31 protein-coding genes are annotated in these 26934 nt (G+C 60.7%); 16 read left to right on the forward strand and 15 right to left on the reverse strand.

Annotated elements, in window-relative coordinates; translation table 11 throughout:
* Positions 1-39: 39 nt before the first annotated feature.
* From AC6EI9_RS12700 to AC6EI9_RS12745, 10 genes are all read left to right on the forward strand, one after another.
* Positions 40-4143: a DNA-directed RNA polymerase subunit beta' gene (locus AC6EI9_RS12700; RefSeq protein WP_498468076.1), complete on the forward strand. Its 4104-nt coding sequence runs from the start codon at positions 40-42 to the stop codon at positions 4141-4143.
* A gap of 68 nt (positions 4144-4211) precedes the next feature.
* On the forward strand, positions 4212-4364 hold the full coding sequence (locus AC6EI9_RS12705; protein ID WP_498468077.1) for a CAB/ELIP/HLIP family chlorophyll-binding protein: 153 nt from the start codon (positions 4212-4214) through the stop codon (positions 4362-4364).
* Positions 4361-5401 (forward strand): dual-specificity RNA methyltransferase RlmN, encoded by a 1041-nt coding sequence (gene rlmN, locus AC6EI9_RS12710; protein ID WP_498468078.1) that lies wholly within the window; start codon positions 4361-4363, stop codon positions 5399-5401. Before AC6EI9_RS12705 ends, rlmN begins: the two co-directional genes overlap by 4 nt.
* Positions 5402-5429: 28 nt before the next feature.
* Positions 5430-7193, forward strand: coding sequence for a sodium:solute symporter family protein (locus tag AC6EI9_RS12715; RefSeq protein ID WP_498468079.1), 1764 nt, complete (start codon positions 5430-5432; stop codon positions 7191-7193).
* 39 nt (positions 7194-7232) lie between these two features.
* On the forward strand, positions 7233-7358 hold the full coding sequence (locus tag AC6EI9_RS12720) for a DUF8624 family small hydrophobic protein (RefSeq protein WP_498468080.1): 126 nt from the start codon (positions 7233-7235) through the stop codon (positions 7356-7358).
* A gap of 15 nt (positions 7359-7373) precedes the next feature.
* Entirely contained in the window at positions 7374-8183 is an 810-nt protein-coding gene (locus AC6EI9_RS12725; RefSeq protein WP_498468081.1) for a HEAT repeat domain-containing protein, read from the forward strand.
* 71 nt (positions 8184-8254) lie between these two features.
* The gene (locus tag AC6EI9_RS12730) at positions 8255-8458 is read left to right on the forward strand and encodes a DUF2997 domain-containing protein (RefSeq protein ID WP_498468082.1); all 204 of its coding nucleotides are present in this window, start codon (positions 8255-8257) and stop codon (positions 8456-8458) included.
* Positions 8458-8850 (forward strand): DUF1257 domain-containing protein, encoded by a 393-nt coding sequence (locus AC6EI9_RS12735; protein WP_498468083.1) that lies wholly within the window; start codon positions 8458-8460, stop codon positions 8848-8850. The genes AC6EI9_RS12730 and AC6EI9_RS12735 overlap by 1 nt, the downstream gene beginning before the upstream one ends.
* Before the next feature lie 9 nt (positions 8851-8859).
* Positions 8860-9279: a ferredoxin gene (locus tag AC6EI9_RS12740; RefSeq protein ID WP_498468084.1), complete on the forward strand. Its 420-nt coding sequence runs from the start codon at positions 8860-8862 to the stop codon at positions 9277-9279.
* Positions 9279-10487, forward strand: coding sequence for an aldo/keto reductase (locus tag AC6EI9_RS12745; RefSeq protein ID WP_498468086.1), 1209 nt, complete (start codon positions 9279-9281; stop codon positions 10485-10487). Before AC6EI9_RS12740 ends, AC6EI9_RS12745 begins: the two co-directional genes overlap by 1 nt.
* Here the strand turns inward: AC6EI9_RS12745 and rsmG are convergent.
* Positions 10463-11227, reverse strand: a complete 765-nt coding sequence (rsmG, locus tag AC6EI9_RS12750; RefSeq protein WP_498468087.1) for a 16S rRNA (guanine(527)-N(7))-methyltransferase RsmG — start codon at positions 11225-11227, stop codon at positions 10463-10465. The two genes, AC6EI9_RS12745 and rsmG, sit on opposite strands and share 25 nt — an antisense overlap.
* A gap of 60 nt (positions 11228-11287) precedes the next feature.
* On the opposite strand from rsmG, the gene AC6EI9_RS12755 reads away from it, so the two are divergent.
* Positions 11288-11815, forward strand: a complete 528-nt coding sequence (locus AC6EI9_RS12755; protein ID WP_498468089.1) for a J domain-containing protein — start codon at positions 11288-11290, stop codon at positions 11813-11815.
* A complete protein-coding gene (locus AC6EI9_RS12760) occupies positions 11757-12023 on the forward strand; it encodes a DUF3143 domain-containing protein (RefSeq protein ID WP_498468091.1) in 267 nt (88 codons plus the stop codon). The genes AC6EI9_RS12755 and AC6EI9_RS12760 overlap by 59 nt, the downstream gene beginning before the upstream one ends.
* A 22-nt stretch (positions 12024-12045) precedes the next feature.
* On the opposite strand, the gene bioA is transcribed toward AC6EI9_RS12760, so the two are convergent.
* Positions 12046-13329: an adenosylmethionine--8-amino-7-oxononanoate transaminase gene (bioA, locus tag AC6EI9_RS12765; RefSeq protein WP_498468092.1), complete on the reverse strand. Its 1284-nt coding sequence runs from the start codon at positions 13327-13329 to the stop codon at positions 12046-12048.
* A 54-nt stretch (positions 13330-13383) separates the two neighbouring features.
* Between bioA and AC6EI9_RS12770 the strand changes: the two genes are divergently transcribed.
* Positions 13384-13674 carry a hypothetical protein gene (locus AC6EI9_RS12770; RefSeq protein WP_498468093.1) on the forward strand — a complete coding sequence of 97 codons (291 nt, stop codon included), beginning with the start codon at positions 13384-13386 and terminating at the stop codon, positions 13672-13674.
* Positions 13675-13692: 18 nt separating this feature from the next.
* On the opposite strand, the gene AC6EI9_RS12775 is transcribed toward AC6EI9_RS12770, so the two are convergent.
* Genes AC6EI9_RS12775 through AC6EI9_RS12795 form a run of 5 tightly spaced genes read right to left on the reverse strand, consistent with a single transcriptional unit; the run spans position 13693 to position 17162 of the window.
* On the reverse strand, positions 13693-13848 hold the full coding sequence (locus AC6EI9_RS12775; protein WP_498468094.1) for a hypothetical protein: 156 nt from the start codon (positions 13846-13848) through the stop codon (positions 13693-13695).
* A complete protein-coding gene (gene bioD / locus AC6EI9_RS12780; RefSeq protein WP_498468095.1) occupies positions 13845-14516 on the reverse strand; it encodes a dethiobiotin synthase in 672 nt (223 codons plus the stop codon). Before bioD ends, AC6EI9_RS12775 begins: the two co-directional genes overlap by 4 nt.
* Entirely contained in the window at positions 14513-15304 is a 792-nt protein-coding gene (locus AC6EI9_RS12785) for a methyltransferase (protein ID WP_498468096.1), read from the reverse strand. Before AC6EI9_RS12785 ends, bioD begins: the two co-directional genes overlap by 4 nt.
* Positions 15274-16014, reverse strand: coding sequence for an alpha/beta hydrolase (locus AC6EI9_RS12790; protein WP_498468097.1), 741 nt, complete (start codon positions 16012-16014; stop codon positions 15274-15276). The genes AC6EI9_RS12785 and AC6EI9_RS12790 overlap by 31 nt, the downstream gene beginning before the upstream one ends.
* Complete coding sequence (locus AC6EI9_RS12795; protein ID WP_498468098.1) at positions 16014-17162, reverse strand: aminotransferase class I/II-fold pyridoxal phosphate-dependent enzyme; 1149 nt, start codon at positions 17160-17162, stop codon at positions 16014-16016. The genes AC6EI9_RS12790 and AC6EI9_RS12795 overlap by 1 nt, the downstream gene beginning before the upstream one ends.
* A 73-nt stretch (positions 17163-17235) precedes the next feature.
* On the opposite strand from AC6EI9_RS12795, the gene AC6EI9_RS12800 reads away from it, so the two are divergent.
* Positions 17236-20010: a DEAD/DEAH box helicase gene (locus AC6EI9_RS12800; RefSeq protein WP_498468099.1), complete on the forward strand. Its 2775-nt coding sequence runs from the start codon at positions 17236-17238 to the stop codon at positions 20008-20010.
* Positions 20011-20021: 11 nt separating this feature from the next.
* Here AC6EI9_RS12800 and fumC read toward each other — a convergent pair whose 3' ends face one another.
* From fumC to AC6EI9_RS12820, 4 genes are all read right to left on the reverse strand, one after another.
* Positions 20022-21419, reverse strand: a complete 1398-nt coding sequence (gene fumC, locus AC6EI9_RS12805; RefSeq protein ID WP_498468100.1) for a class II fumarate hydratase — start codon at positions 21417-21419, stop codon at positions 20022-20024.
* Positions 21420-21438: 19 nt separating this feature from the next.
* The gene (locus AC6EI9_RS12810; protein ID WP_115125595.1) at positions 21439-21546 is read right to left on the reverse strand and encodes an adenylosuccinate lyase; all 108 of its coding nucleotides are present in this window, start codon (positions 21544-21546) and stop codon (positions 21439-21441) included.
* Positions 21547-21561: 15 nt separating this feature from the next.
* On the reverse strand, positions 21562-22857 hold the full coding sequence (gene purB / locus AC6EI9_RS12815; RefSeq protein WP_498468102.1) for an adenylosuccinate lyase: 1296 nt from the start codon (positions 22855-22857) through the stop codon (positions 21562-21564).
* A 61-nt stretch (positions 22858-22918) separates the two neighbouring features.
* A complete protein-coding gene (locus AC6EI9_RS12820; protein WP_498468103.1) occupies positions 22919-23134 on the reverse strand; it encodes a hypothetical protein in 216 nt (71 codons plus the stop codon).
* A 98-nt stretch (positions 23135-23232) separates the two neighbouring features.
* Between AC6EI9_RS12820 and AC6EI9_RS12825 the strand changes: the two genes are divergently transcribed.
* Positions 23233-24060 carry a TlyA family RNA methyltransferase gene (locus tag AC6EI9_RS12825; RefSeq protein WP_498468104.1) on the forward strand — a complete coding sequence of 276 codons (828 nt, stop codon included), beginning with the start codon at positions 23233-23235 and terminating at the stop codon, positions 24058-24060.
* 17 nt (positions 24061-24077) lie between these two features.
* Here AC6EI9_RS12825 and AC6EI9_RS12830 read toward each other — a convergent pair whose 3' ends face one another.
* The 3 genes from AC6EI9_RS12830 to AC6EI9_RS12840 all read right to left on the reverse strand — a co-directional run bounded on the left by AC6EI9_RS12830 (position 24078) and on the right by AC6EI9_RS12840 (position 25094).
* Entirely contained in the window at positions 24078-24416 is a 339-nt protein-coding gene (locus AC6EI9_RS12830) for a P-II family nitrogen regulator (RefSeq protein WP_498468105.1), read from the reverse strand.
* Between the two features lie 32 nt (positions 24417-24448).
* Positions 24449-24676 carry a hypothetical protein gene (locus AC6EI9_RS12835; RefSeq protein ID WP_498468106.1) on the reverse strand — a complete coding sequence of 76 codons (228 nt, stop codon included), beginning with the start codon at positions 24674-24676 and terminating at the stop codon, positions 24449-24451.
* A 70-nt stretch (positions 24677-24746) separates the two neighbouring features.
* Entirely contained in the window at positions 24747-25094 is a 348-nt protein-coding gene (locus AC6EI9_RS12840) for a DUF4278 domain-containing protein (protein ID WP_498468107.1), read from the reverse strand.
* A 163-nt stretch (positions 25095-25257) separates the two neighbouring features.
* Between AC6EI9_RS12840 and queF the strand changes: the two genes are divergently transcribed.
* Positions 25258-25668, forward strand: a complete 411-nt coding sequence (gene queF / locus AC6EI9_RS12845) for a preQ(1) synthase (RefSeq protein WP_498468108.1) — start codon at positions 25258-25260, stop codon at positions 25666-25668.
* On the opposite strand, the gene AC6EI9_RS12850 is transcribed toward queF, so the two are convergent.
* Positions 25640-26932: a cytochrome c biogenesis ResB family protein gene (locus AC6EI9_RS12850; protein WP_498468109.1), complete on the reverse strand. Its 1293-nt coding sequence runs from the start codon at positions 26930-26932 to the stop codon at positions 25640-25642. The genes queF and AC6EI9_RS12850 overlap by 29 nt on opposite strands.
* Between the last annotated feature and the right edge of the window lie 2 nt (positions 26933-26934).

The raw sequence follows: 26934 nt of genomic DNA on the forward strand, positions 1-26934 counted from the left end.
GACCGACCCACTCCATCAACACGATTTCTCAGCGCTGTCATGACCTCCACTCCTTCCAAATCCCGTAAATCCTCCAAATCCTCCAAGGCGGCCAAGGCCGCTAAGGCTGCCGCCGCCGCCGCGAAGGAGGCGCGTGCCTTAGCCAAAACTCCTCCACCCTTCCGCAACCATGTGGTCGACAAGAAGGGCCTTAAACAGCTGGTCGCCTGGGCTTTCAAACATCACGGCACGGCGGCCACGTCTGCCATGGCAGACCAGCTCAAGGATCTTGGCTTCAAATACGCCACTCAGGCTGCGGTGTCCATTTCTGTGGATGATCTGAAGGTCCCCGAAGCGAAGCAGGATCTTCTTGGAGAGGCGGAAGAGCTGATCACGGCCACTGAGGAGTCTTATCGCCTTGGTGTGATCACGGAGGTTGAGCGTCACACCAAGGTCATCGACACCTGGACGGAGACCAACGAGCGTCTGGTGGATGCGGTCAAGAAGAACTTCAACCAGAACGATCCACTCAATTCGGTGTGGATGATGGCCAACTCCGGTGCTCGGGGCAACATGTCCCAGGTGCGCCAGCTGGTCGGCATGCGCGGCCTGATGGCCAACCCCCAGGGCGAAATCATTGACCTGCCGATTCGCACCAATTTCCGTGAAGGTCTGACCGTCACCGAATACGTCATCTCCTCCTATGGCGCCCGCAAGGGTCTGGTTGACACGGCACTCCGCACCGCTGACTCCGGCTACCTGACACGACGCCTCGTGGATGTCGCTCAGGACGTGATCGTGCGTGAGGACGACTGCGGAACGACGCGTCTGATCGTCGTGAAGGCTGAGAACGGCAAGTTCGGTAATCGTCTGGTGGGTCGTCTCACCGCTGATCAGGTGGTGTCTGCCGAGGGTGAGGTTCTCGCCGAGCGCAACACCGAAATCGATCCTCCCCTTTCCCAGCGCTTCCAGAAGGCCGGTATCGAGGCAGTGAGCGTGCGCTCACCGCTCACCTGCGAAGCCAACCGCTCCGTCTGCCGCAAGTGTTACGGCTGGGCTCTGGCTCACAATGAACTGGTTGATCTCGGCGAAGCCGTCGGCATCATCGCCGCCCAGTCCATCGGTGAGCCTGGAACGCAGCTCACCATGAGAACGTTCCACACCGGTGGTGTGTCGACGGCGGAATCCGGTGTGGTCCGCTCCAAGGTGGAGGGAAGCGTTGAGTTCGGCTCCAAAGCACGTGTGCGTCCTTATCGCACCCCCCATGGTGTTGATGCCCAGCAGGCGGAAGCTGATTTCAAGCTCACCATCAACCCCTCCGGCAAGGGCAAGGCTCAGAAGATCGAGATCACCAGTGGTTCGCTGCTGTTTGTTGACAACGGTCAGCAGATCGCTGCTGATGTGACTGTCGCTCAGATCGCTGCCGGTGCCGTCAAGAAGAGCGTTGAGAAAGCCACCAAGGATGTGATCTGTGATCTGGCGGGCCAGGTCAGCTACGACCCCACCATTCAGCCCAGGGAAGTCACCGACCGCCAGGGCAACATCACGCACAAAGCACAGCGTCTCGGAAGGATGTGGGTGCTGGCCGGGGATGTGTACAACCTCCCCCCCAATGCCCAGCCTGTGGTCACAGCAGGCGCTCAGGTCACTGAAGCCCAGGTGCTTGCGGAAGCCAGCCAGGCCAGTGAATACGGCGGTGCCGTCCGCCTGCGTGAAGCCCTTGGCGATTCACGTGAGGTGCAGATTGTCACCACGTCGATGACCCTGCGTGATTTCAAACTGCAGGGCGAATCCACACACGCTGGTGAAATCTGGAATCTCGAAGCCAAGGACGGCACCCGTTACCGGCTCAACACGATCCCCGGCAGCAAGATCGGCAGTGGCGAAGTGGTCGCTGAACTCAATGACGATCGCTTCCGTACCCAGACCGGCGGCCTGGTGCGCTTCGCTCCCGGTCTCGCCATCAAGAAAGCCCGATCCGCCAAGAACGGTTACGAGGTCAACAAGGGAGGAACCCTGCTCTGGATTCCTCAGGAAACCCATGAGATCAACAAGGACATCTCCCTGTTGATGATCACTGACGGTCAGTGGATCGAAGCCGGTACTGAGGTGGTGAAAGACATCTTCAGCCAGACGGCTGGCATCGTCACCGTCACGCAGAAAAACGACATCCTGCGCGAGATCATTGTGCGCAGCGGCAGCTTCCATCTCTGCACTGAGAAAAAAGCACTTGAGCGTTTCACCGGCGACGGTGTGATGGTCAATCCCGGTGAACCGATCGCCAAGGGCATCAGCACCGACGCCATGGTGTATGTGCAGACCGTTGAAACCCCAGAAGGCTCCGGTCTGCTGCTGCGCCCGGTTGAGGAATACACCATCCCCAACGAGGCACAGCTCCCTGATCTTGGGCATGTCAAGCAGCCGAATGGTCCTCACCTCGGCCTGAAGGCAACCCAGCGCCTGTCGTTCAAAGACAACGAGCTGGTGAAGTCTGTTGAGGGTGTGGAGCTGCTGCGCACACAGCTGATGCTCGAGACATTCGACACCACGCCTCAGATGACGGTGGATGTGGAACGCGTTCCTGACAGGCGTGCCAAGACGATCGAGCGGCTTCAGCTCGTGATTCTGGAGAGCATCCTGGTCCGTCGCGACACGATCTCCGACTCCAGTCACGGTTCCACCCATACCGAACTCCAGATTGAGGACGGCCAGTCGATCAAAGCCGGTGATGTGGTGGCGACCACTCAGATCCTGTGCAAGCAGGAGGGTGTGGCCCAGATGCCTGAAGCCACCGAAAGTGAGCCAGTGCGCCGCCTGATTGTCGAGCGTGCCGAAGACACCGTGACGATCAGCACGTCCGCCAAGCCTGCGGTGACTGTGGGTCAGCGCATCGTTGACGGTGATCTTCTCGCTGAAGGTCAACCCGCTGACTGTTGTGGCGAGGTCGAACAGGTGGGCACCAAGTCCGTGACGCTGCGCTTGGGGCGTCCCTACATGATTTCACCGGACTCCCTTCTGCACGTTCGCGATGGCGATCTGGTGCAGCGAGGCGACGGTCTTGCACTGCTCGTTTTTGAGCGTCAGAAAACCGGTGACATTGTTCAGGGTCTCCCGCGAATCGAGGAGCTGCTGGAAGCCCGGCGTCCGCGGGAGTCAGCGATTCTCTGCAAAAAGCCCGGCACCGTCGAGATCAAGCAGGGCGAAGACGATGAAACCACTGTGGTGACAGTCATCGAGACCGATGATGCCATCGGCGAGTATCCGATCCTGCTGGGCCGCAATGTGATGGTCAACGATGGCCAGCAAGTGACGGCCGGCGAGCTGCTGACGGACGGTCCGATCAACCCCCATGAGCTGCTGGAGTGTTTCTTCGAGGATCTGCGCAGCCGCAAGCCACTGATGGATGCTGCTCAGGAGGCCATCGCCAACCTGCAGCATCGTCTGGTGACGGAGGTTCAGAACGTCTACAAATCCCAGGGCGTGTCAATCGATGACAAGCACATCGAGGTGATCGTGCGTCAGATGACCAGCAAAGTGCGTGTCGAGGATGCCGGCGACACCACCTTGCTGCCGGGCGAGTTGATTGAGCTTCGACAGGTGGAGGACACCAATCAGGCGATGTCGATCACCGGTGGTGCTCCCGCCGAATTCACTCCGGTTCTGCTGGGGATCACCAAAGCCTCCCTCAACACCGACAGCTTCATCTCTGCTGCCTCCTTCCAGGAGACCACACGAGTTCTGACTGAAGCCGCCATCGAAGGCAAGAGCGATTGGCTCCGCGGCCTCAAGGAAAACGTGATCATCGGCCGCCTGATTCCTGCAGGCACCGGTTTCAGTGGCTTTGAGGAAGAGCTGCGTGCCGAAGCCGGGCCCCATCCCGACATCCTTGCCGAAGATCCCGTCGGTTACCGCCGTATGCAGAACCTTCGTCCGGATTACACCGTCGATATGCCTGCCGCTCCCGTCAAAGATGCCACTGCGGTTCTGGATGACCCGAGCGATGCCGATCTTGAGGCCACCCGCAGCCGTCATGGCATCGAGGGTGGTGCCAACTTCGCCGCCTTTGCCCGACCTGACGCTGACAATGAGCTGAAGGAGGAGCAGGTGGTTGATGCTGAGGCGGTTGAGGGACTTCAGGAGGAGGGACTTCTCAGCGATGAGTGAAATCTGTGGTCGCCTGCGCGTCCATCACCCTGTCCCTTCCAAACTGTGCGCTGAAGCCGGCTCTGTCCATGCTTGAACCCACCACGATTCCCATTCGTCGTCTGCCCCGCTATGGGTTCCATACGCATACCGAGCGTCTGAACGGACGCATGGCCATGCTCGGATTCATCGCCTTGCTTGCGGTGGAGATCAAGCTTGGACACGGTCTGCTGGTCTGGTGAGCAAAGCTCTGCTCGGTCGCAGCGCGTCCGAGCTTCAAGACTGGGTGGTGTCCCAGGGGCAGAAAGCCTTCCGGGGGCGTCAGCTCCATGACTGGCTCTACTCCAAAGGCGCTCGCTCCCTGGATGACATCACCGTTCTGCCCAAGGCCTGGCGAGCCACGCTGACGGATCAGGGAGTGAGCATCGGCCGGTTGAAAGAGGTGCATCGTTCCGTGGCTTCCGATGCCACCACCAAACTGCTGCTGGCCACTGATGACGGTGAAACCATTGAAACTGTGGGTATTCCCACCGACCAACGGCTGACCGTTTGTGTGTCCAGTCAGGTGGGCTGCCCGATGGCCTGCCGTTTCTGCGCCACAGGAAAAGATGGGCTGCAGCGTTCACTGCACACCCACGAGATCGTCGACCAGGTGCTCAGTGTGCGGGAGGTCATGGATCGCCGTCCTTCTCACATCGTGTTCATGGGAATGGGCGAACCTCTGCTCAACAGTCGCGCAGTGCTGGAAGCGATCCGCTGTCTCAGTGATGATTTGGGCATTGGCCAGCGCAGGATCACTGTGAGCACCGTTGGCGTGCCAAAGACATTGCCTCAGCTTGCTGAGCTGGCAATTGAAACCCTCGGCAGAGCTCAGTTCACCCTGGCGGTGAGTCTGCACGCGCCCAATCAGCAGCTGCGTGAGGATCTCATCCCCACCGCTAAGGCCTATCCCTATGACGCTCTGCTCGATGACTGCCGCCACTATCTGGAGGTCACCGGCCGGCGGGTGAGCTTTGAGTACATCCTGCTTGGAGAACTCAATGACCGCCCCGAGCATGCTGAGGAACTGGCTGATCGCGTCGGCGGCTTTCAGAGTCACGTCAATCTGATTGCCTACAACCCCATTGAGGAAGAGGAGTTTCAGCGGCCATCACGTCAACGCATTGAGGGATTTCGCCGCGTGCTGGAACGTCGCGGTGTGGCTGTCAGCCTGCGTTCCAGCAGAGGCCTTGATCAGGATGCGGCTTGTGGGCAGCTGAGGCGATCGCGACAGCAGTAAGGGAGACTGCGACGATCCGCGCGGCTCCATGGCTCCGATCGACTGGACCATTCTGATCGTGTATCTGGCGGCCACGCTGGCCCTTGGTCTCTGGCTGGCTCGACGCAATCGCGGTGAGGACGATTATTTCGTGGCCGGCCGGCGGCTCAGCGGCTGGCTCGCCGGTGCGTCAATGGCGGCCACGACGTTTTCGATCGACACCCCTCTTTATGTTGCGGGGATCGTGGGCACCCGGGGACTCGCGGCGAACTGGGAGTGGTGGGGCTTCGGCCTGGCGCATGTGGCGATGGCCGTGGTGTTCGCACCCTTGTGGCGACGCAGCGGCGTGCTCACTGATGCCGCATTCACGGAGCTGCGGTACGGAGGCCCCGCTGCTGCCTGGTTGCGCGGGATCAAAGCCTTTTTGCTGGCGTTACCGGTGAACTGCATCGGCATCGGTTACGCCTTCCTCGCCATGCGCAAGGTGGTCGAGGCACTGGGCATCGTCTCCAATCAGCCGATCCAGGCAGCCGGTGGCCTCTCCGACACGTTGGTGCTGCTGATCATCGTGGCTGCCCTGGTGCTCGCTTACACCGTTGCCGGTGGATTGTGGGCCGTGGTCATCACCGACTTCATTCAGCTCCTGCTAGCGCTGCTGGGGGCAGGTGCTGTGGCGTGGGCTGCTGTTCATGCGGCCGGGGGAATGCAATCACTGCTGGATCAGCTGGATGCGCTGGGACGCCCAGAACTGTTGTCGATCGTGCCCTGGCGCTGGGGCTCCGATGGTTTCGACTGGATCGGCGGTGCCGGAATCAGTGTCTCCACCTTTCTGGCTTACCTCACCGTGCAGTGGTGGAGTTTCCGCCGCAGTGACGGCGGTGGCGAGTTCATCCAGCGGATGTTGGCCACCAAGGATGAACAGCAGGCGCGGCTGGCAGGCTGGGTGTTCCTGGTGGTCAACTACCTGTTGCGCAGCTGGCTCTGGGTCATCGTGGCCCTGGCGGCCCTGGTGCTGCTTCCTGACCAGGCCGACTGGGAACTCAGCTACCCGACACTCGCGGTCCAGTTTCTGCCTCCGGTGGTGCTCGGACTGGTGGTGGTCTCCCTGGTGGCTGCCTTCATGAGCACCGTGAGTACATCTGTGAACTGGGGAGCCAGCTACCTCACTCACGATCTGTATCAGCGCTTCCTGCGGCCGAATGCCTCTCAGCGGGAGCTTCTGTTGGTGGGTCAGCTCATGAGTGTGTTGCTGCTCGTGTTGGGGGTGGTCACCGCTCTGATCAGCGACAGCATCGGCACGGTGTTCCGGCTGGTCATCGCCATCGGCACCGGCCCGGGTGTCGTTCTCGTGCTGCGCTGGTTCTGGTGGCGGATCAATGCCGCGGCGGAGCTGGCCGCCATGCTCTGCGGCTTTGTGGTGGGCCTGGTGACCTCGGTTGTTCCCCTGCTTCAGATTGCTGACTACGGAGAACGACTGATGGTCACCACAGGCTTCACGGCGGTGGTCTGGATCACGGTGATGCTGCTGACCCCGCCGGAGTCCCCGGCTGTTCTGGAACGGTTCGTCCTGAAGGTCCGTCCTCCAGGACCTGGCTGGAGCCGCTGGCGCCGTGGCCTTGATGCGACCGCTTCGGAATCTCTCTCAGATCTGCTTGCTCGTTTCCTCTTCAGTTCAGGGCTGCTTTTCGGAGCTTTGCTTGGATCAGGGGCATTCCTGTTGCATCAGCAGCTGATGGGTTGGTTCGGCCTGGTTCTGGCAGTGGTTTCTCTGATGCTTCTGCGTTGGACCGGACGATCCGCTGCTCCGGTGTGATCGGGCGCAAGTCACAATGCTCAGAAATCCGGCAGCGATTTGGCTTTTTTCCGCAGCACCCTGCTTCCCATCCTGATCGTGGCACTGTTCGCACTGGCTCTCTTCGCTGTGAGCGCTCGCATCTGGCTTCCAGGCGACATGCTGGCGCCCGCTCCGATCAGCTGAGATTACGATCGGTTGATGGGCGATTCATCCAGCATCCAGAACGAGGACCTCATGGCTGAGCTGGCCATCGATCCTGATGTGCTGGCGCGTGAACTCGCCGCTGAGCAGATGGGCGATCCCCTCGATGAGATTGCCCCGGATGATCCGGAAGGCGATGCCTTGGAGGCGGTTCGAGCCTGTGATGAGGGCCTGGAATGGCTCAAGCAGGGGCATGACCAGCGCCTTCAGGGGCTGAGGGTGTTCTGTGAACATCGCGATCCCCGTGCCGTTCCCCTACTCCTGCCACTTCTCGATGAAACCTGTCCGGTGGTGCGGATGAGTGCTGTTTATGCACTGGGTCGGAACCCTTCCCTTCAGGCTGTGGAAGCTCTGCTGCGGCTTCTGCAGCTCGACAGCAACGCTTATGTCCGTAAGGCCACGGCGTGGAGCCTTGGCAATTATCCGGATGCGCCGGTGCTCAATCCATTGATCAGGGCCTTGCAGGTGGATGTGGCATCCGTGCGTCTCTGGGCTTCGGTGTCACTCGCGGAGGCCGGCAGCACCTCCCCTGTGAAGGCTGATCTCGCGGCAGGTCAGTTGCTGCTGAGCCTGAGGATCGACAGTGAACCCGTTGTGCGCAGCAACTGCATCTGGGCCCTGGGACGACTGCATGAACAGCTTGTGAAACCTCGACAGGAGGAGATGGTTGAAGCTTTCGTGGCAGCTCTGCTCCAGGATCGTGAAACGACGGTGCGTGATGAAGCACGCACTGCCCTTGAGCAGCTTGACAATCCCCAGCTCGTGGATCGTCTTCAGACTCTGCTGGACGAAGGTCTGTTGATCTGATCCGATCACGTAACAGGGAACTCCGGCTCCTATCACTTCCCCTTAACATGAATTCAGTTCTGTGATGGAGCATGCCTCAGCGCACAGTGCGATTTCGCATTCGCCCCGACGGTCGTGTTGAAGAGCGGGTTGAAGGCGTCACCGGCGACGCCTGCCTGCAACTCACAGATCGTCTTGAAACAGCGCTGGGCACTGTTGAACGACGCCAGCCCACTTCCGAGGCTTTCACTTCAACACAGCCCGTCACTCAGTCCCAGACCATCGAGCCTTCCTGATGTCCCATTTCAGTACCGTTAAAACCGAACTCCGTCAGCTGGCTCCGCTGCGAGGAGCTCTCGAGGATCTGGGCTACACGCCCGGTGACAGTCAACAGACCGTGCGTGGTTACAAAGGGCAGACCGTCGAAGCTGAGCTCGCAGTCGCCGTTGATGGTGGTGCCGACTTCGGGTTCCGCTGGAATGAAGCGAATCGCGCTTACGAGTTCGTCACTGATCTGGACCTCTGGCGCCAGCCTGTGCCTGTTGAGCGTTTCCTGTCTCGTCTGACGCAGCGCTATGCACTGAGGTCAGTGCTGGAAGCCACTCGTCATGAAGGATTTGATGTCACAGAGCAACGTGATTGCCAGGATGGATCTATCGAGCTGGTGGTGACCCGTTGGGACGCCTAAGGCAGTTCCTTGTCCCAGAAGGTTGACTCTGTGAATAATCCAGCGGCTGCTGCCTACGTCGCAACGACTTTTGATCAAGTCGAGCGGACAGGATTGGAGCCTGTGCTGGGCGGCAGACTTCAGCCCAAGGCGGTGTGGGTGGATGAAGCAGCCTGTATTGGTTGCCGTTACTGCGCCCATGTGGCCACGAACACCTTCGTGATTGAGCCAGATCTCGGACGCTCCAGGGCAATTCGTCAGGATGGCGATTCCTCTGACTGCATCCAGGAAGCGATCGAGACCTGTCCTGTGGACTGCATCCACTGGGTCGCATTTAATGATTTGGCAGGGCTCAAACGCCAGCTGGATGCCCAGGAACTGCTGCCGATGGGTGTCCCATCGCCGGCTCGACCACGCCGTCAGCTCCCGCGCAACACTCATCACGGCTGATGGGGAGTTCCGGTCTGCCAACCCGTCGCTTCGGGCGCACCGAGATTTCAATGCCAGTGCTGTCACTGGGTGGCATGCGCTTTCAGCAGAGCTGGAGTGATCTAGAGGCTGACGCGATCACGGCTCAAGCCCAGCGGTTGTTGCAAAGCACGCTGGAACGAGCGGTACGGACGGGCTTCCATCATGTGGAAACCGCCCGCCACTACGGCAGTTCAGAGCGACAGCTGGGCTGGGCCCTGCCGGACTGTCCCGATCCCTCGCGAGTGCTGCAGACCAAGGTTCCTCCCCAGTCAGATGTGGCGCTTTTTGAAGCAGATCTCGAGCTGTCTTTCACCCGCCTCAATGTGGATCGTGTGGATCTGCTGTCGATTCATGGCATCAATCTCCATTCCCATCTCGATCAGACGATCCGACCCGGCGGCTGCCTTGATGTCGTGCGTCGCTGGCAATCCGAGGGCAGGATCGGTCATGTGGGCTTTTCCACGCATGGAGACACCGCCTTAATTGTCGATGCCATCGAAACGGGCGTTTTCGATTATGTGAATCTGCACTGGTACTTCATCCGACAGGACAACGAGCCGGCCATCGCAGCAGCCAGTTCTCAGGACATGGGCGTGTTCATCATCAGCCCCACCGATAAAGGAGGGCATCTGCACACCCCCGGTCCACGCCTGCTGGAGCTCACCCAACCCCTGCATCCGATTGTTTTCAATGATCTGTTCTGCCTCCGTGATCCGCGGGTGCATACGTTGAGTGTCGGTGCTGCTCGTCCTGAAGACCTCGATTTGCATCTCGAGGCGGTCACCCTGCTGGATCAGGCTGTGGAGTTGGTGGCCCCGATCGAATCCCGTCTTCGCCTGGCGGAATGTGATGCCCTCGGTGCCTCATGGCTGACAAGTTGGAAAGAGGGATTGCCCGAATGGCAGGACACGCCCGGGCAGATCAACCTGCCGATGCTGCTTTGGCTGCATAACCTGCTTGAGGCATGGGATCTGGAGGGCTTCGTCAAGGCGCGTTACGGCCTGCTGGGTCGTGCCGGTCACTGGTTTCCGGGAGCCAATGCCGATGCGCTCGACACCAGCGTGAGTGAGGAGCTGCTGCTATCGGTGTTGGATGACAGTCCCTGGAGGGAACGTATTCCCAGCATCCTGCGCAACCTGCGTGAGCGGGCGGGTGGCTCTCCTCAGGAGCGACTGTCGTCGACTTGAACCCCGAGGGGCATTTTGCTGGGCATGCCTGTGGCGCGTGGGTAGGCCCTGGGTGTTGTTGCTTCAGGCCCAATCCTGATCAGCGTGCGAGCTCCTCGACCGGAGGGCAGGTCCAGGCGTTGCAGCCTCAGAGAGCGAGCTTTCAGCAGCTTCAGTGCTGTTTGGAGCTCTCTGTCATCCGTGTCGTGCCAGCGCCCGCGATAGAGCAAGCCCTCTCCGCTGCTGCGCAGCAAAGGCACGAGGTATTCCGCCACCACTGGAGCTGCGCCCACGGCGCGGGCCATCGCAAGATCAAACGTGCCTCGACAGCTCGGATCCTGACCAGTGCGTTCCACCCGTTCCGTGCGGATCAGCACCCGATCGCCAAGGCCCAGCGACTTCGCCATTGCAGCAACGGCAGCGGTCTTGCGTCCCACTGAATCCACCAGAGTCAGCTCAGCGGCTGGAAGAGCAATGGCCACAGCCAGCCCGGGGAAGCCTCCGCCCGTGCCCACATCGATGCAGCGACGCGGAGTGCCTGGGCTCATCAGCTCGGGTAACAGAGGCCAGAGGCTGTCAAGAACCTGAGCAATCCAGAAATCTTCCCCCTCCACCAGCCGGGTGAGATTGACGCGGCTGTTCCAGTCCTCAAGCAGCTGCTGAAGCTCAATCAACTGTTTCAGCTGCCCGGCATCAGGGCTCCATCCGAGCAATGTCCAGAGCTCGGGTCCCGGATGGGCGAACGGCGATGTGTCCGGCATGGCGGCCTAACCGTCACACCTTTCTAGAATGGCGGCGAAGCCCAGGTGCTGCTGAACGCAATGGCCCCTCAGGCTCAGGACATCACCTACTACGAGCGACTGGGCGTTTCTCGCAGTGCTGATGCTGATTCTCTGCGTCAGGCCTTCCGACGCTTGAGCAAGGCGGTGCATCCAGACACCACCCGTTTGCCGGCACAGGATGCGGCTCGCCAGTTTCGGCTGCTGCGAGAAGCGTATGAGCAGCTCGCCGATCCACGTCGCCGTCGCGTCTATGACGCTGCTCTGCGGGAGAGGGACGCGACACAGCAGACCGTGATTCCTTCCCTGCCGGTTCCCCATGCGATCGGTCAGCGTCGTCCGCTCTCCGGGGGTGAATGGCTTTCACTGCTCTTGTTGCTGGGGTCTTTGCTGCTCTGCCTGCTGCTTGGCGTGGGTGTGGCCTGGAGCCGAGGACTTGAACTTCAGGTGCAGCCGAGTTGGCTGGTGGAGGAGCAGACTCAGCTCATGGATGCGCAGCCCGGTGATTCCGATGGCATCACTTCCTTCAGCGGACACGCCGCTCAACCAGCATTCCCTGCGGGCACTTGAGCAGTGGTTGCAGGCGCTGGGCGCCACCCGCAGTGATCAGGATCCCTGCGACTGGGTCTGGGAGCAGCCTGATTGGAGTGCTCTGCTGCGGCTCGATCAGCAGGATCTCGGAGTGATCTGGACTTCGGAGCGGCCATCCCGCTCTTGTTCCTACCCCTATGGCCTGACACGAGAGGATGTGGAAGCTGCACTCCGTCTTGGTCCGTGACCATCAGTTTTGCGACAAGGGCTCACAGGCCAGGCAGAGCATTCAGTCCACTGTGCAGAGCGTCGTAGCACTGATCCAGCTGGTCGTCGCTGATGCAGAGAGGCGGCAGCAGATAAACCACATCCCCGAGGGGACGGATCAGCACACCCTGATCTCTCACCAGGCCGCGGAGCACCTTGCCCGCAGGATTGAGATAGCCCTTCTCACCATCGGTCACGAGATCAAAGGCGGCGATGGTGCCGCAGAGCCTGACGCGTTGCACCCTGGGATGGCAGGCCAACCGTTCCAGCCTCACCCGATGGCGTCGTTCGAACTGCTCATGACAGGTGGGGTCCGCTTCGAGCAAATCCAAACTGGCATTGGCCGCTGCACAGCCGAGTGGGTTGGCCGTGAAGCTGTGACCATGCCACAGGGTTTTGGTCGGATCGCTGCCGAGGAATTCCTGAAAGATCGCCTCGCTGGCCATCGTGATGCCCATCGGCAGGAATCCGGCGGTCAGTCCTTTGGACAGTGCCACAAGATCCGGCTGGATTCCCGCTCGCTGGGACGCCAGCAGGCGGCCGCAACGACCAAAACCGGCGAGAACCTCATCGGCGATCAGCAGGCTGCCGGCGCGCCTCACCTGTTGTTCAACGGCCTGGAGAAACTGAGGTCGAACCATGCGCATGCCGCCAGCACCCTGGATGAGCGGTTCGAGAATCACCGCCGCGGTAGGCGTTTGCAGAGCTAGCGCAAGGTCATCAAGAGCCTGCTGTTCACGGGCCTCGACCGTCTGGTCATTCCAGTGGGTCTGGGGCCAGGGGACCCGTCGCACCGGAAACAGCATTGGATCGAACGGTTCACTGAACAGGCTGCGTGCTCCGACCGCCATCGCTCCGAAGGTGTCTCCGTGATAAGCCCCTTCAAAGGCGATCAGTTGCTGGCGTGGTTCGCCGCGGTTGTGCCACCACTGCACGGCTGTTTTGAGAGCGACTTCCACTGCGGTGGAGCCGTTGTCCGAGAAAAAGACACGATCGAGTCCAGTGCGCTGGGCCAGTCGTGATGCCAGTCGTTCCGCCTGCGGATGGGTGAATTCCGCGAAGATCACCTGCTCAAGAGTGGCGGCCTGCTCAGCGATTGCGGCGGCAACCACCGGGTTGGCATGGCCGTGAAGTGTGACCCACCAGCTGCTGATCGCATCGATCAGAGGTGGTCCTTCAGCGCGATAGAGCAGGGCCCCTTCACCGCGCACCACCTGCTCGAGAGCCGGGGTGGTGGTGATCGACGTGAAGGGTGGCCAGAGGTTGGGGTGATGGTTCCGTGACACTGGGCACGCTTGCAGGCCTGTGGTCATCATGGGCGCAGGACTGTGAGGCCAGCCATGGCCATGAATCAGACAGACAACCATCGAGGGCGGTCATCGTCCAATCGATTTGTCGAGCCGGCTTTGCAACGCCCTCGCTGTGGACCTGGCAGCGAGGGTTGCCGAAGCATCTTCTTTGAAGGTGGATGGCCCTCGATCAAGGCGCGGCTTGAAATGCGTGGCTGGTCACCCTCCCAGATTGAACAGATTCATGAACAGCTTCGTCAGGGATGGACTCTGTCCATGGCCGTGCGCCACGTCGCTCTCTTGATGGGCAGATGCCCTCTGCGATCTCGACCGATGGGTTGAGATCACTGCCAGAGCTCCCTACTTGCAGACGTTGCTGTCTTGTTCTCCGAGGGTTGCGATCGGCCCGCAGTTGAACCAGCGCACAAGCTGCACTTCAACATCGGTGAACAGCACGAGGATGCCGCCGCAGAGGAGCACAACGGCCACGGTGGCCCAGGTCTGACGGCTTGTCATCGGTTATCCGGATGGTTCGCAAACGCCTCGAACTTAGGGCCGAGGTCCTGGTTGCGCCATGCATGGCGCAGAGTTTCCGCGTTGAGAGGATGCAGGGGGGGGAGTTCCGCCAGCACAGGAACATCGCCGATCTCGCTGAGGGTTCGCGGATTATCGGCATGGGCAGGCCCATTCAGAATCAAGCCGAGCACAGGGATCTTGCGGCTGCGCAGCGCTTCAAGACTGAGCAGGGTGTGATTCAGTGTGCCCAGCCCGCTGCGGGCCACCAGAACAACGGGCAGCATCCACTTCTGCAGCTGATCGATCTGCTGCCAGGAGCGAGTGAGTGGGACATGAAGTCCGCCGGCCGTCTCCACCACCAGTGGCCTGGTCCCTGTTGCTGGAAGCGTCAGCTGCGTCGGATCAAGGCGGCTGTTTTCCAGTTCCGCTGCCCAATGGGGTGACACAGCTGCCTGGAAGGCATAGGTCTCGGCGATCCAGCGGTCGGAGGGAAGGTCGATCAGCTCCACCACCCGTTCACGATCACCGCCGTCCTCCAGGCCGCTCTGCACCGGTTTCCAATACACCGCATTGAGCCCCTGCACCAGCAGGGCACTGACCACTGTTTTGCCCACATCCGTGTCGGTGCCGCAGACCACAAGGCGCAGTGCAGCTGAGCTCGGTCTCATCGTTGGATCAGCAGCAACTGGATCACCCAGGTGAGTCTGAGCTGTTCGTCACCATCATGATCGGGCCAGGCCTGCTGCAGTGTGCGCCAGTCTCGAACCTGGAGCGAAGGTTGCGTGCTGCAGTCCGCTCCAACCCTGCGCAACGGTTTCAGCAGCTTGGGAAGGGTTGGAGCAACAGCATTGCAGTGCAGTTCTTCCTGCATCCTGATCTGATCCGTCCTGACCCATCGCAGCAAGGCTTCCATCTCTGGGAAGGCAAGTGCTGTACAGGGGATGCCGGTGGTTTCCGCGGCTTGATGCCACTGAGGGAAGCAACCTTCGACCGGCAATGCCACCGCCAACCATCCCCCCGGAGCCAGCTGATGCAGCCAATGCCGGATCACCTCCCCGGGCGTCGGTAGCCAGTGCAAACAGAAGCTCGATGCCAGAAGACTGGGAGCCTCCGGCCATCGTGGCAATGGTCCTCTCAGGTCCCATTGCTGGGTTTTGGAGGTGAGTGGTTGTTGGCGAAGCATGGCTTCGCTGCCGTCCACACGCAGCACGCGCTGCCCGGGATGCTGCGCCTCCAGCGCCTCAGCCAGGTGTCCGGTGCCGCTGCCGAGGTCGACCCACAGTCCTCCCGGGATGACCTGTTGTCTGCAATGGTTCGCCAGCTGACCGGCCACCGCAAGCTGCAGCGTGGCTGAGGCGTTGTAGTTCTGCGCCGACTGATTGAAACGGCTGAGGACTTTGTCGCCCCAGTTGCCGATGGTGTCCATCAGCTTGCTCGACTGTGGTGATCCAGCCACTGCTGGACCCGCACGAGCAGATCCGGAACCAGCAGTGCGTGACCGACATCCTGGAGCTGCCATTGCTCGGGCGCATCCTGGAGATGGCTCGTGAGGGCCAAGAGGTGTTCACGGCTTGCTGCCGGCGCAACGATCGCATCATCCGTCCCATCCACCACCAGCACGCGGGCGGTTTTTGGCAGGCCTGCCGGCAGGCCCGAGGTGTCGATCAGGCGATCAAGATCAGCTTTCAGGCAGTCCCGACCACGCTGGGAGAGACCGTGCTGATCCGGTCCCGGTGGCAGACCGCCCAGATCAGCGGGTTGCGCTGCGCGTTTCAGGAAGGCTCTCAGCATCGTGGCTTCACCGGGACTGCCGATCGCGTTCTGCATTCCCCGCAGACCAGCGCGCAACGCCCTCCCCTCCGGTCCCTGGGGGACGAATCGGCCGAAGCTGGCGAGCAGCACCACATCCGTGGCCTGGTTCAGCACGGAGGGTTCTAGCAGATGAGAGCCAAGGGAGTGGGCGATCACGACCCTGCGCTGCCTGGCCATGCATGGGTTGGTGTCGCCGCTGGCTGGCTCTGCCCAGCTTGGATTGCAAGATCGCCTGTTGCCGTAGCCGCGTTCGCCGCTTTGCCAGAGCCAGCCTCGATGGCTGAAATGACGCTCCCATGGAGCCCAGGCTGTGCTGTCGCCGCTCCAGCCATGCATGGCGATGACCTGTTTCATCAGGAAACGCGGCCATCTGAGAGGGCCCTCAGCAGTGACTCCAATGTCTCATCGGGAAGGAGGCGATGCAGAACCAGACGCAGTCGGGCACGGCCCTCCGGCACGGTGGGTGGGCGGATTGCAGCGGTGAAAAGGCCCGAGAGTTCGAGATGGCGTTGCAAATTCAGGCATTGCTGATCCTCTCCAACGAGCAGTGGCAAGATCGGCCCGCCACCTGTCGGTCGCGCCCAGCCTGCTGCGACCAGGCGGTCACGCCAGGTGTTGCTGCGCTGCACCAGTTTGTGGCCCCAGTCGGGGTTGTTCCGCATCAGCTCCAGAGCGGCAAGAGCTGCTGCAGCCAGGGGTGGTGCCAGTGCGGTTGTGTATCGGAAGGCTCCGCTCTCCTGCAGCAACTGCTCTCCAAGTTCGCCATCACAGGCCAGGAAGGCTCCGCCGCTGCCGAAAGCCTTGCCGAGAGTGCCGCTGAGCATCGTCACTCTCCGTTCTCCAAAGCCCAGGCCACGGCCTCCTTCGCCAAGCACACCGAGGGCATGCGCCTCATCCAGGAGCAAGCTCGCTCCATGGCGCTCGCAGAGTGTCGCCAGGTGCGGCACACGTGGACTGGTGCCTTCCATGCTGAAAAGGCTTTCAGTGATCACCAGCAGTCGCGTGTCGGGATGCTCGCTGCGACAGTGCAGCAACAGACGCTCCAGCGACTCAAGATCGTTGTGGACAAACCGGCGGAGTCGGGCACCGCTGGCTTGCACGCCCACCAGCAGTGAGTGATGAATCAGCCGATCCGCCACAACGGTGGTGTGCCGGTTCGCCAGGGCTTTGACAGCCGCAAGATTGGCCTGAAACCCGCTCGGAAACAGCAAGACTTTCTCGCGTCCGAGCCATTGGGCCAGCTCTGACTCCAATTGGTCATGCACAGGGCGGCTGCCGCTCACCAGCCGTGACCCGCCTGCTCCCACGCCGCTGCATCGCAGTTGCGCCTCGGCCGCGGCGATCAGGGAAGGATGCCGGCAGAGGCTCAGATAATCGTTGCTCGCCAGGTCAAGCAGCTCCGGGCCAGATGCCGAACCAGCGGTGACGGCCTGCACAAGCTCCTGCTTTCTGGCAGGCGACCAGGTGCGCAGCTGACGGCGACGGGCCGGAGGAGTGCTCATGCATTCAGTCTCGGTCCACGCCGATCGTGTTGGGGATGCACTGCCCTTTTGGCGGCGTCCCTAGGATTGATCCATGGCGGATCGAGACACCCAGGCTTCAGAGCCCGCACAGGGGGGGGCGCCAGATCCGTCGCAGTTGTTTTCTTTTCCGCTGGACGACTTTCAGCTGGAGGCGATCGACGCTCTGAACCAAGGCCATTCCGTTGTGGTCAGTGCCCCCACAGGATCTGGAAAAACCCTGATCGGTGAGTACGCCATCCATCGCGCCATGGCCCATGGCCAGAAGGTTTTTTACACCACACCGCTGAAAGCTCTTTCCAACCAGAAGCTGCGCGATTTCCGAGAGCAATTCGGTGCGGAGAACGTGGGTTTGATGACCGGTGATCTGAGCGTCAACAGGGATGCCTCAATCGTGGTGATGACCACGGAGATCTTCCGGAACATGCTCTACGCCGAGGCGGACGAGCACGACGATCCCCTGGCCGACGTGGAGGCCGTGGTGCTGGATGAGTGCCACTACATGAATGACTCTCAGCGCGGCACCGTTTGGGAGGAATCAATCATCCACTCACCGCCGCCTGTCCAGCTTGTGGCGCTTTCGGCCACGGTGGCCAATGCCGGGCAGCTCACTGATTGGATCGAAAAGGTGCACGGTCCCACCACGCTTGTGCTGAGTGACTTCCGGCCTGTGCCGTTGCAGTTCGGTTTCTGCAGTGCCAAGGGGCTGCACCCGTTGCTCAATGAGCAGGGCACAGGCCTTCATCCCAACTGCAAGGTCTGGCGAGCTCCCAAGGGACACAAGCGCAAGGGCCGTTCCCCCAGGCCTCCGCAGCCCGAACCGCCACCGATCAGCTTTGTGGTGGCCCAGATGGCCGAGCGCGACATGTTGCCAGCCATCTACTTCATCTTCAGTCGTCGTGGTTGCGATAAGGCCGTTCGCGACCTGGGAGTGCAGTGCCTGGTGACCGAGGCGGAGCAGGCCCGAATCCGTGAGCGTCTCCAGGCCTACACATCAGCCAATCCCGAGGCTGTTCGCGACGGCATTCACGCTGATGCCCTGCTGCGCGGCATTGCTGCTCACCATGCAGGAGTCCTCCCGGCATGGAAGGAGCTGATTGAGGAGTTGTTCCAGCAGGGTCTGGTGAAGGTGGTGTTTGCCACAGAAACACTGGCGGCGGGCATCAACATGCCCGCGCGTACCACAGTGATTGCGTCACTGTCCAAACGCACAGAGCGTGGCCATCGCCCATTGATGGCCAGTGAGTTTCTGCAGATGGCTGGTCGAGCAGGACGGCGTGGACTTGACTCCCAGGGGTATGTGGTCACGGTGCAGAGCCGTTTCGAAGGAGTTCGCGAAGCCGGTCAGCTGGCAACGAGTCCTCCAGATCCGCTGGTGAGCCAGTTCACCCCCAGCTATGGGATGGTTCTCAACCTGCTGCAGCGCCATGATCTGGCCAAGGCGCGCGAGCTGGTGGAACGCAGCTTCGGCCGCTATCTGGCCAGCCTTGACCTGGTGGAGGAGGAGGAGATTCTTGAGCAGTTGCGTCTGCAGCTCGGGCAGTTGCAGGGGTCGGCAGGTGATGTGCCGTGGGAAGACTTCGAGGACTACGAAAAACGGCGTGGGCGCCTGCGCGAAGAGCGGCGACTGATGCGCATCCTTCAGCAACAGGCCGAGGAAACCCTGGCCCATGAGCTCACGCTGGCTCTGCAGTTTGCGAGCGTCGGAACGCTGGTCAGCCTGAAGGCCCCGCAACTGCGTGGTGGGGTCACACCGGCGGTGATCGTGGAGAAGTGCGAGGGACCGGGACAGTTCCCGCTGCTGCTCTGCCTCACCATCGACAACGTCTGGTTGATGTTGCCCTGTCAGGCGGTGGTGAGCCTGCATGCGGAGCTGAGCTGTCTGCAAGTGGATGGAGTTCGGCCTCCTGAACTCGGTCGTTCCGGCGAGCTCCGCCATGGCGATCAGAGCAGCGGTGGTCTGGCGCTGGCGGTGGGCCACATGGCTCAGCGCCATGACATGACGACCCCTCAGTACGACCTGGCAGGAGAAGTGCTCTCCCAGGCACAGACGGTGCAGACCCTTGAAGCTGATCTCGAAGCCCACCCCGCTCATCGCTGGGGAGATCGCAAGCAGCTCAAGAAGCACCGCCGGCGCATGGAGGACTTGGAGCTGGAGATCGCCGAGCGGCAGCAACTGCTTCACCATCGCGCCAACCGTCACTGGGAGACCTTTCTCGCGCTGATGGAGATCCTTCAGCACTTCGCAGCTCTTGATGAGCTCGAACCCACGGAGATCGGTCGCACGGTGGCGGCTCTCCGTGGCGACAACGAACTCTGGCTGGGTCTGGCCCTGATGAGCGGTCACCTTGATGATCTGCCGCCTTCAGAGCTGGCCGCCGTGTTTGAAGCGATCAGCACTGAGGTGAACCGTCCGGATCTCTGGAGCGGATTCCCAGCGCCACCCCGTGCCGAGGAGGCACTGCACGACCTCTCCGGTCTGCGACGTGAGTTGCTGCGCGCACAGGAACGTCATCAGGTCGTTGTTCCGGCCTGGTGGGAGCCCGAGCTGATGGGACTCGTGGAGGCCTGGGCCAGTGGCACGGCCTGGAATGACCTGATTGCCAACACCTCTCTGGATGAAGGGGATGTGGTGCGGATCATGCGCCGCACGGTGGATCTGTTGGCACAGGTTCCCTACTGCGAAGCGATCAGTGAGCAGCTGCGCAGCCATGCCCGTCAGGCTCTCAAGGCGATCAACCGTTTCCCCGTTGCCGAAGCTGATGATCTGCAGAAGGCCGCTGCAGCGGAGTCAGAGGGTCTCAATCCCGCTACGGAACGGGCCGCCTGAGGGCAGTTTCTTCAGCCCTGCAGACGTGCCATGTCTGCCGGATCGACGATGCGGTCGAAGTCCTCAGCGCTGACATAGCCAAGATCAAGAGCAGCATCGCGCAGGCTCATGCCCTGCTCATGGGCGTATTTCGCAATCGCACTGGCCTTGTCGTACCCAATCATCGGAGCCAGAGGTGTCACCAGCATCAGGGACTGCTCAACATCACGCTGAATCCTGGCTCTGTTCGGTTCGATTCCCTCGACCATGGCCACCCGGAAGCAGCGGCAGGCATCTGTGAGCAGGGTGATGGAGCGGAGCAGATTGAAGCCGATCAGCGGCTTGTAGACATTCATCTGAAGGTGGCCGCCGGCGCCTGCCATCGCCACTGCAGCATCCAGGCCGATCACCTGCGTGCAAACCATGGCCATCGCTTCGCACTGGGTTGGGTTCACTTTTCCAGGCATGATTGAACTTCCTGGTTCGTTCTCAGGCAGGTGCAGCTCTGCGAGTCCTGCGCGTGGACCACAGGCCAGAAGGCGGATGTCATTGGCAATCTTCAGCAAGCTCCCCGCAAGCAGGCGCAGCTGTGCCATCGCATGGACAAGCCCGTCGTGGCTTGCCATCACAGCAAATTTGTTGGGGGCTGAGCTGAAAGCGAGCCCCGTGAGTTGCGCCAGCTCCTGAGCAGCCTGTTCGGCGAAACCATCCGGAGCATTCAGGCCCGTTCCCACCGCGGTGCCGCCGAGTGGAAGTGGATAGACCTCCTCAAGACTGGATGCAATGCGAGCGCGGGCGGCTGCGATCTGGTCTCGCCACGCTGAGGCCTCCTGTCCCAGGGTGAGCGGAACCGCATCTTGCAGGTGGGTGCGGCCGATCTTCACGAGGTCTTTCCACAGCTCGGCTTTGTCCGCAAAAACATCAATCAATCGATCGAGTTCAGGAAGCAGTCGATGTTCGACACCTGCCACGGCTGCCACGTGAATTGCCGCAGGGAATGCGTCGTTTGTGGATTGGGAACGGTTGACATGGTCATTGGGGTGGACAGGCCGGTGGCTGCCAAGCGGCTCACCGGCAGCCCGAGCCGCCAGGTTGCTGATCACCTCATTGACGTTCATGTTTGTCTGGGTGCCGCTGCCGGTTTGCCAGACGCGCAAAGGGAACTGATCATCATGCTGGCCGTCCGCAACCGCTGAAGCCGCCGTCGTGATGGCGGCAGAGTCGCTCTCACTGATCACCCCGAGGCGGGCATTCACGCTCGCTGCTGCCTGTTTGATGCGGGCGAGAGCATGAATCAGCTCCGCAGGCAGGAGGTCGTCCGCAATGTCGAAGTTCCTCAGAGAGCGTTGTGTTTGCGCTCCCCAGAGAGCCTCCGCTGGGACTTCCACGGCCCCCATGCTGTCGTGTTCGATCCTGGTCGCTTCTGACATCGCAGGGCCGGTGAATGCGTTAAGAACGTGGACCCGCTCCGGGTCTGAGCACGAGGACAATGATCAGCAGCATGCCGCTGACGCTGACGACCACGTAAATCCAGTCTGCATAGGGGGTCCAGAACATGGTTCAGACCCGGTCTCAAAGCCCCAGGCGTTCCCAGATCACTCCCAGATTGGCCTGGTGTAGATCGGTGCTGAAGCAATCGTCCAGTTGCTGGGGGCCCAACTTGGCTGTGACTTCGGGGTCAGCTTCAAGATTGCTGCGGAAATTCCCCCCGTCGTTGTTCCAGGCGCTGTGAGCATTGCGCTGCACCACTCGATAGGCATCTTCCCTGCTCATACCTGCATCCACCAGCCCGAGCAGCACCCGCTGGCTGAACACCACGCCGCCGTACACATTCATGTTGCGGTGCATGTTTCCCGGGTACACCCCCAGACCTGCCACCACAGCAGTCATCTCCCGCAGCATGAAATGCAGTGTCACCGAGCAGTCCGGAAGCATCATCCGCTCGGTTGAGCTGTGGCTGATATCTCGCTCATGCCAGAGCGCCACATTCTCCAATGCCGCGACGACGTAGCTGCGCAGCACTCTGGCCAGACCGCTGATGCGTTCACTGCGAATGGGGTTGCGTTTGTGGGGCATGGCCGAGCTGCCTTTCTGACCCTTGGCAAAGCTCTCTTCCACCTCGAGCACGTCCGTCCGCTGGAGGTTGCGGATTTCAGTGGAGAAGCGATCCAGTGAGGCGCCGATCAGTGCCAGGGTCTGGACATAATCCGCATGCCGATCGCGAGAGATCACCTGGGTGCTGGCGGTATCGGGAGTGAGGCCCAGCCGAGCGCAGGTGAGGCGTTCCACCTCCGGGTCAGTGTTGGCATACGTGCCCATGGCCCCGCTCACCTGACCCACTGCCACATCCCGCTCCAGCCGTTCGAGTCGCTCGGCATTGCGGCGGGTCTCGGCCAGCCAGCCGGCCAATTTGAAGCCAAACGTGATCGGCTCACCATGAATGGCATGGGAACGACCGATCATCACGGTGGACTTGTGTTCAGACGCCAGTTTGGTGATGGCCTCGTCGAGGGCGCTGAGTTCCTTCCTCAGCAGAACGACAGAAGCCTTGAGCTGCAAGGCCAGACCGGTGTCGAGAACATCGCTGCTGGTCATCCCCACATGGATGTAGCGACCTGCGTCTCCGACGTGCTCGTTGACGTTGGTGAGAAAGGCGATCACGTCGTGACGCACTTCCGCTTCGATTTCGAGGATCCGGGCTGGTTCAAAAGCCGACTTGCTGCGGATGTCCTCCATGGCCTCGTCGGGAACGCGTCCCAGGCTGCAGTTGGCCTCACAGGCAGCCACTTCAACATCAAGCCAGCTCTGGTACTTGGCCTGATCGGTCCAGATCGCGCCCATTTCGGGCAAGGTGTAGCGCTCGATCAAGGGATCGCAGACAAACGGTCAATCCTCGACCATACGGTGACGCAGGTTCGTCTCCAGGTTCTCAGGCAGAACGCAGACGACGATGTTCCACTTCCCATTGCACATGCTGTCCCCACGCTTGTTGTCGAACCGTGCAGAGTCCACCTCGACATTCGATCACCTGAAAGGGGGGTAGATCGCTGGGGTGATTTTCGATGGTGACGAAGCTTCCGGGATGCAGGAGTTCCACCACGTTGAGAGGGCTGGGGCGGTGCCGAGGGTGCTGCTTGGCGGACATGACCGTGTTGCGGCTCGGAACGATCCTCAAGGAGTTGTCTGGGTTCCCTGGAGAACCACGCAGGTTTGTTCGGATTTCGCCTCTGCTTTTATGAAGAAATGGCTCGTAAACGCCGACTGGATCTGCATCTGCTCACTTTGGGCCTGGCTTCATCACGCCAGCAGGCCCAGCGATTGATTCGCGCCGGCAAGGTTCGTGATGTCCATGGACAGCGTCTTGAGAAGCCTGGCCAGGAAGTGGCGGAAGAGTCGTTGGTTCAGGTGGAGCAACCGCCGCGATTCGTTTCCAGGGGTGGAGACAAGCTGTTGGGTGCTTTGAAGGCCTTTCCCGTTGAGGTGAACGGCCGCATCTGTCTCGATGGTGGAATTTCAACCGGTGGTTTTACTGATTGCTTGCTGCAGCACGGCGCAAGCCGTGTCTATGGCATTGATGTCGGTTACGGGCAGACCGCCTGGAGCCTGCGTACCGATGAGCGGGTGGTGTTGCGTGAACGCACCAACTTGAGGCGTCTGACAGCTGAGGAGCTGTATGGGGACGACGAACAACGCCCGACACTGGCCGTGGCCGATGTGTCGTTCATCTCGCTTTCATTGGTGCTTCCAGCGTTGCGTGGTCTGATGATCACCGAAGGCCTTGATGCCAACGACTGCGAAGCCATCGTGTTGGTCAAACCTCAGTTTGAGGTTGGACGCCAGAGGGTGGGCAAAGGCGGTGTCGTGCGTGACCCAGCGGCTCACATTGATGCCATCACTGACGTGATCGAAGCAGCACAACCGCTTGGCTGGAAAACGTCGGGGCTGGTGGCGTCTCCCCTGACCGGACCAGCCGGTAACCATGAATATCTGCTGTGGTTGACCTCTCGCATCGACCATGAAGTCGACACTCCACTGATCGAGAAGGTTGTCTCAGCAACCTTGAGTGAGTGACAGCAGGAGGACCTGAATCAGAGCGCTGAGCCGTCGCGATCGCCTGTACGAATCCGAACCACGGTGTCAACCGGTGAGATGAAGATCTTGCCGTCTCCGATTTCACCGGTCTTCGCGGCTTCTGCGATGGCATTGACCACGGTGTCAACACGTTCATCGTCGATGACCACCTCGATCTTGAGCTTCTGCAGGAATTCCACTGTGAATTCCGATCCGCGGTAACGCTCAACCTGACCTTTCTGGCGGCCGAATCCACGGACCTCGCTCACGGTCATCCCGACGATTCCAGCATTCACCAGTGCCAGCTTGACGTCTTCAAGCTTGAAAGGGCGGATGATCGCTTCGACTTTTTTCATTGCTGTTATCCGGCTTTGGAAAAGCTAAGAGCTCAGGCGTGTTGAGAAGGGGTCAAGGAAGGCAGTGGATTCAGGCTCAGGCCGGCTTCGGAAGCGTCGAACATCAGTGTTTCTGCGTCCGCCCGATTCACAATCACATGACCTTCGGCGAGGAGTTCCCAGTGCTCGGATTCGAAATGGGTCTGAAGCCAGAGGATTCCATGAACGCTGGCTGGGACCAACCGGAAGGAAGGGCCTTCAGCGAGCAAGCGGAGATCCATGTAGAAGCCTCAGTCGACAAACCCATTACGGCTCGTCGATGCTTTTGCAGATGTACGCGTTGATACCGAATCAGGAGTTGACCGGCTTTCTGGCCTGTTCGCGTCGGTGCCGATAAACGCTGCCGCGATAGTGGAGTTCTACGGTCGACCCAACTGCTGCTGTGTGGCAGAGAGGCGCGTCGTAGTGCTGGCCGCGATAAGTGTGATCAACCGTTGCCGGGCTGAGGCGCTCATGCTGCGCCGGGTCGTAGGGGATGCCGCGATAGGTGCGTTGTGTTGTGGTCATTGGCGTGGCCTCGAAGAGGGCGGTGAGTGCTCCGATCGTTGATCGGGACCGCTTCTTGGGAAGGAGCGTTGCTTCGCCACGCAGGTGGCTACTTCCGGCTGAGGAGGCCTGTGAGAGCAGGCCCGAGCCCAACGATTTGTCCTCTAATGCATTACTACCGCACAAATATTGTTCATAGTGAACAATTTTGAGTGAGCCAAGGCTCGAAATCATCAATTCCCAAGTCTTGTTCTGCCCTTGCGGCAGTCATGTTCGGTTTTAAGGTCTTCACAAACCGTTGTGTCGCCGTTCGACCATGACAGCATCCCCCGCGGAGACCACCCGCACTCCCCTTTATGGGGAGCGGGCCATCGCCGATGCAGAGCTGATCTGTTTTGAGAATCCTCGCCAGGGTCGCGCCTATGAGGTCTCGATCGAGCTGCCGGAATTCACCTGTCTCTGTCCCTTTTCCGGCTACCCCGATTTCGCTGTGCTGCGACTTCTGTATCAACCTGGACCTCGGGTTGTTGAGCTGAAGGCCATCAAGCTCTACGTGAACAGCTACAGGAATCGCACCATCTCCCACGAAGAGGTTGCCAATCGCATCCTCGATGACTTGGTGGAGGCTTGCGATCCGGTTTGGATGCAGTTGGAGGCTGATTTCTATCCCCGCGGAAACGTGCACACTGTGGTGCGCGTCAGCCATGGAGAGCGCCAACCCTGTTGATCAGCTGAGGAAGCTCTGTGGCAAAGCCCGCAAGGTTTCGATTGCAAAGGCCGCCAATGTGAAGCTTGGCTTGCTGTGTCTCAGCAACAGCCCAGAGCTGACGTGTGGCCACCATGCTCAGCCCACCTCCCAGCAGCGTGATCGCAAAGCCTGCATAAACCAGCGGCACGCCTGGATCACGCTTGAGCAGCAGGCCGCTGGCCGGCATGATCTCGACCACTCTCAGTGGCAGTCCTCGCACCTCAGCACCGTCTCCGCCGGGCCTGAGATTGGTGATCAAATCTCCGTCTGAATCAAACACCTGCACCGGTCCCTGTTCACTGCCGGTGCTGAGGAACACCGGTTCACTGCCATCAGGACGTGTTGGGAGCACGAGTCCCCAGATCTGGTCGCCAAGCTCTGGAAAGTTGCTCAGTGGCAGTTGCAGCAAGGGGCTGCGGCCAAGCTGCACGGTGATCGTCGCCAGTGACCAGTCCGCCTGATACACGGTGATGCCCTGGTATCGCAACGGATGATTCACACTGATTGTGCGTTCCTCTTGGGGATTCCCCTGAGGGCTGAGCAGCAAGGTCGAGCTGAATTGTTCCGGTCGGCCGGCGGGATCCCTCTCAATGGCGAAATCCTGCAGGGTGAGGCTGAGTCTGTTCTCGCCGGCTGGACTCAGCAGATCCAGTGAGCGTCCAGGGGCGAGAAAGCGCTCCAGTCGTTGTCCTGCCAGCGCACCCCAGGCTGCTCCAATCAGCAGCAGCACCAGACCTGTATGAACCAGCAAAGGACCCACGCGACCGATGACTCCTCGTCTGGCAGCCAGTCGACCGTTTTGCTGTTTGACGTTCCAACCTTGTCCTCTGAGCTCCAAGGCCAGATCATTCAGTGCGGCGCTGCCGTCGCTGCAGGAGACCGTCTCTGCCACGGCCAGTTTGCTCAGTTGGCGTGGGCGGGAATAATCCCTCCAGCGCAGAGCCGCTTTCAGTGACGGCCATTGACGCCTCCAGCTGCACAAGGTGAGTGCCAGCCCAAGCAGTGCCAACAGCGAGAGAAACCAGACGCTTGAGTAAACGTGATTCAGCTGCACTTGCAGCATCAGGTTTCCGCTGATCACTCCCAGCCATGGGTCGGCATTGAAGCGTTCCAGGTAGAGCTCAGGGGCTTCCTGCTGGGGGATGATCGTGCCCACGGCACTGGCCAGCGCAATCAGCAGCAGCAGCAGAATGGCCAGGCGCAGACTGGAGAGCAGTGCCAGCAGTCGTTTGAACAAACGCATGC

It is taken from the genome of Synechococcus sp. MIT2312, from assembly GCF_059772315.1.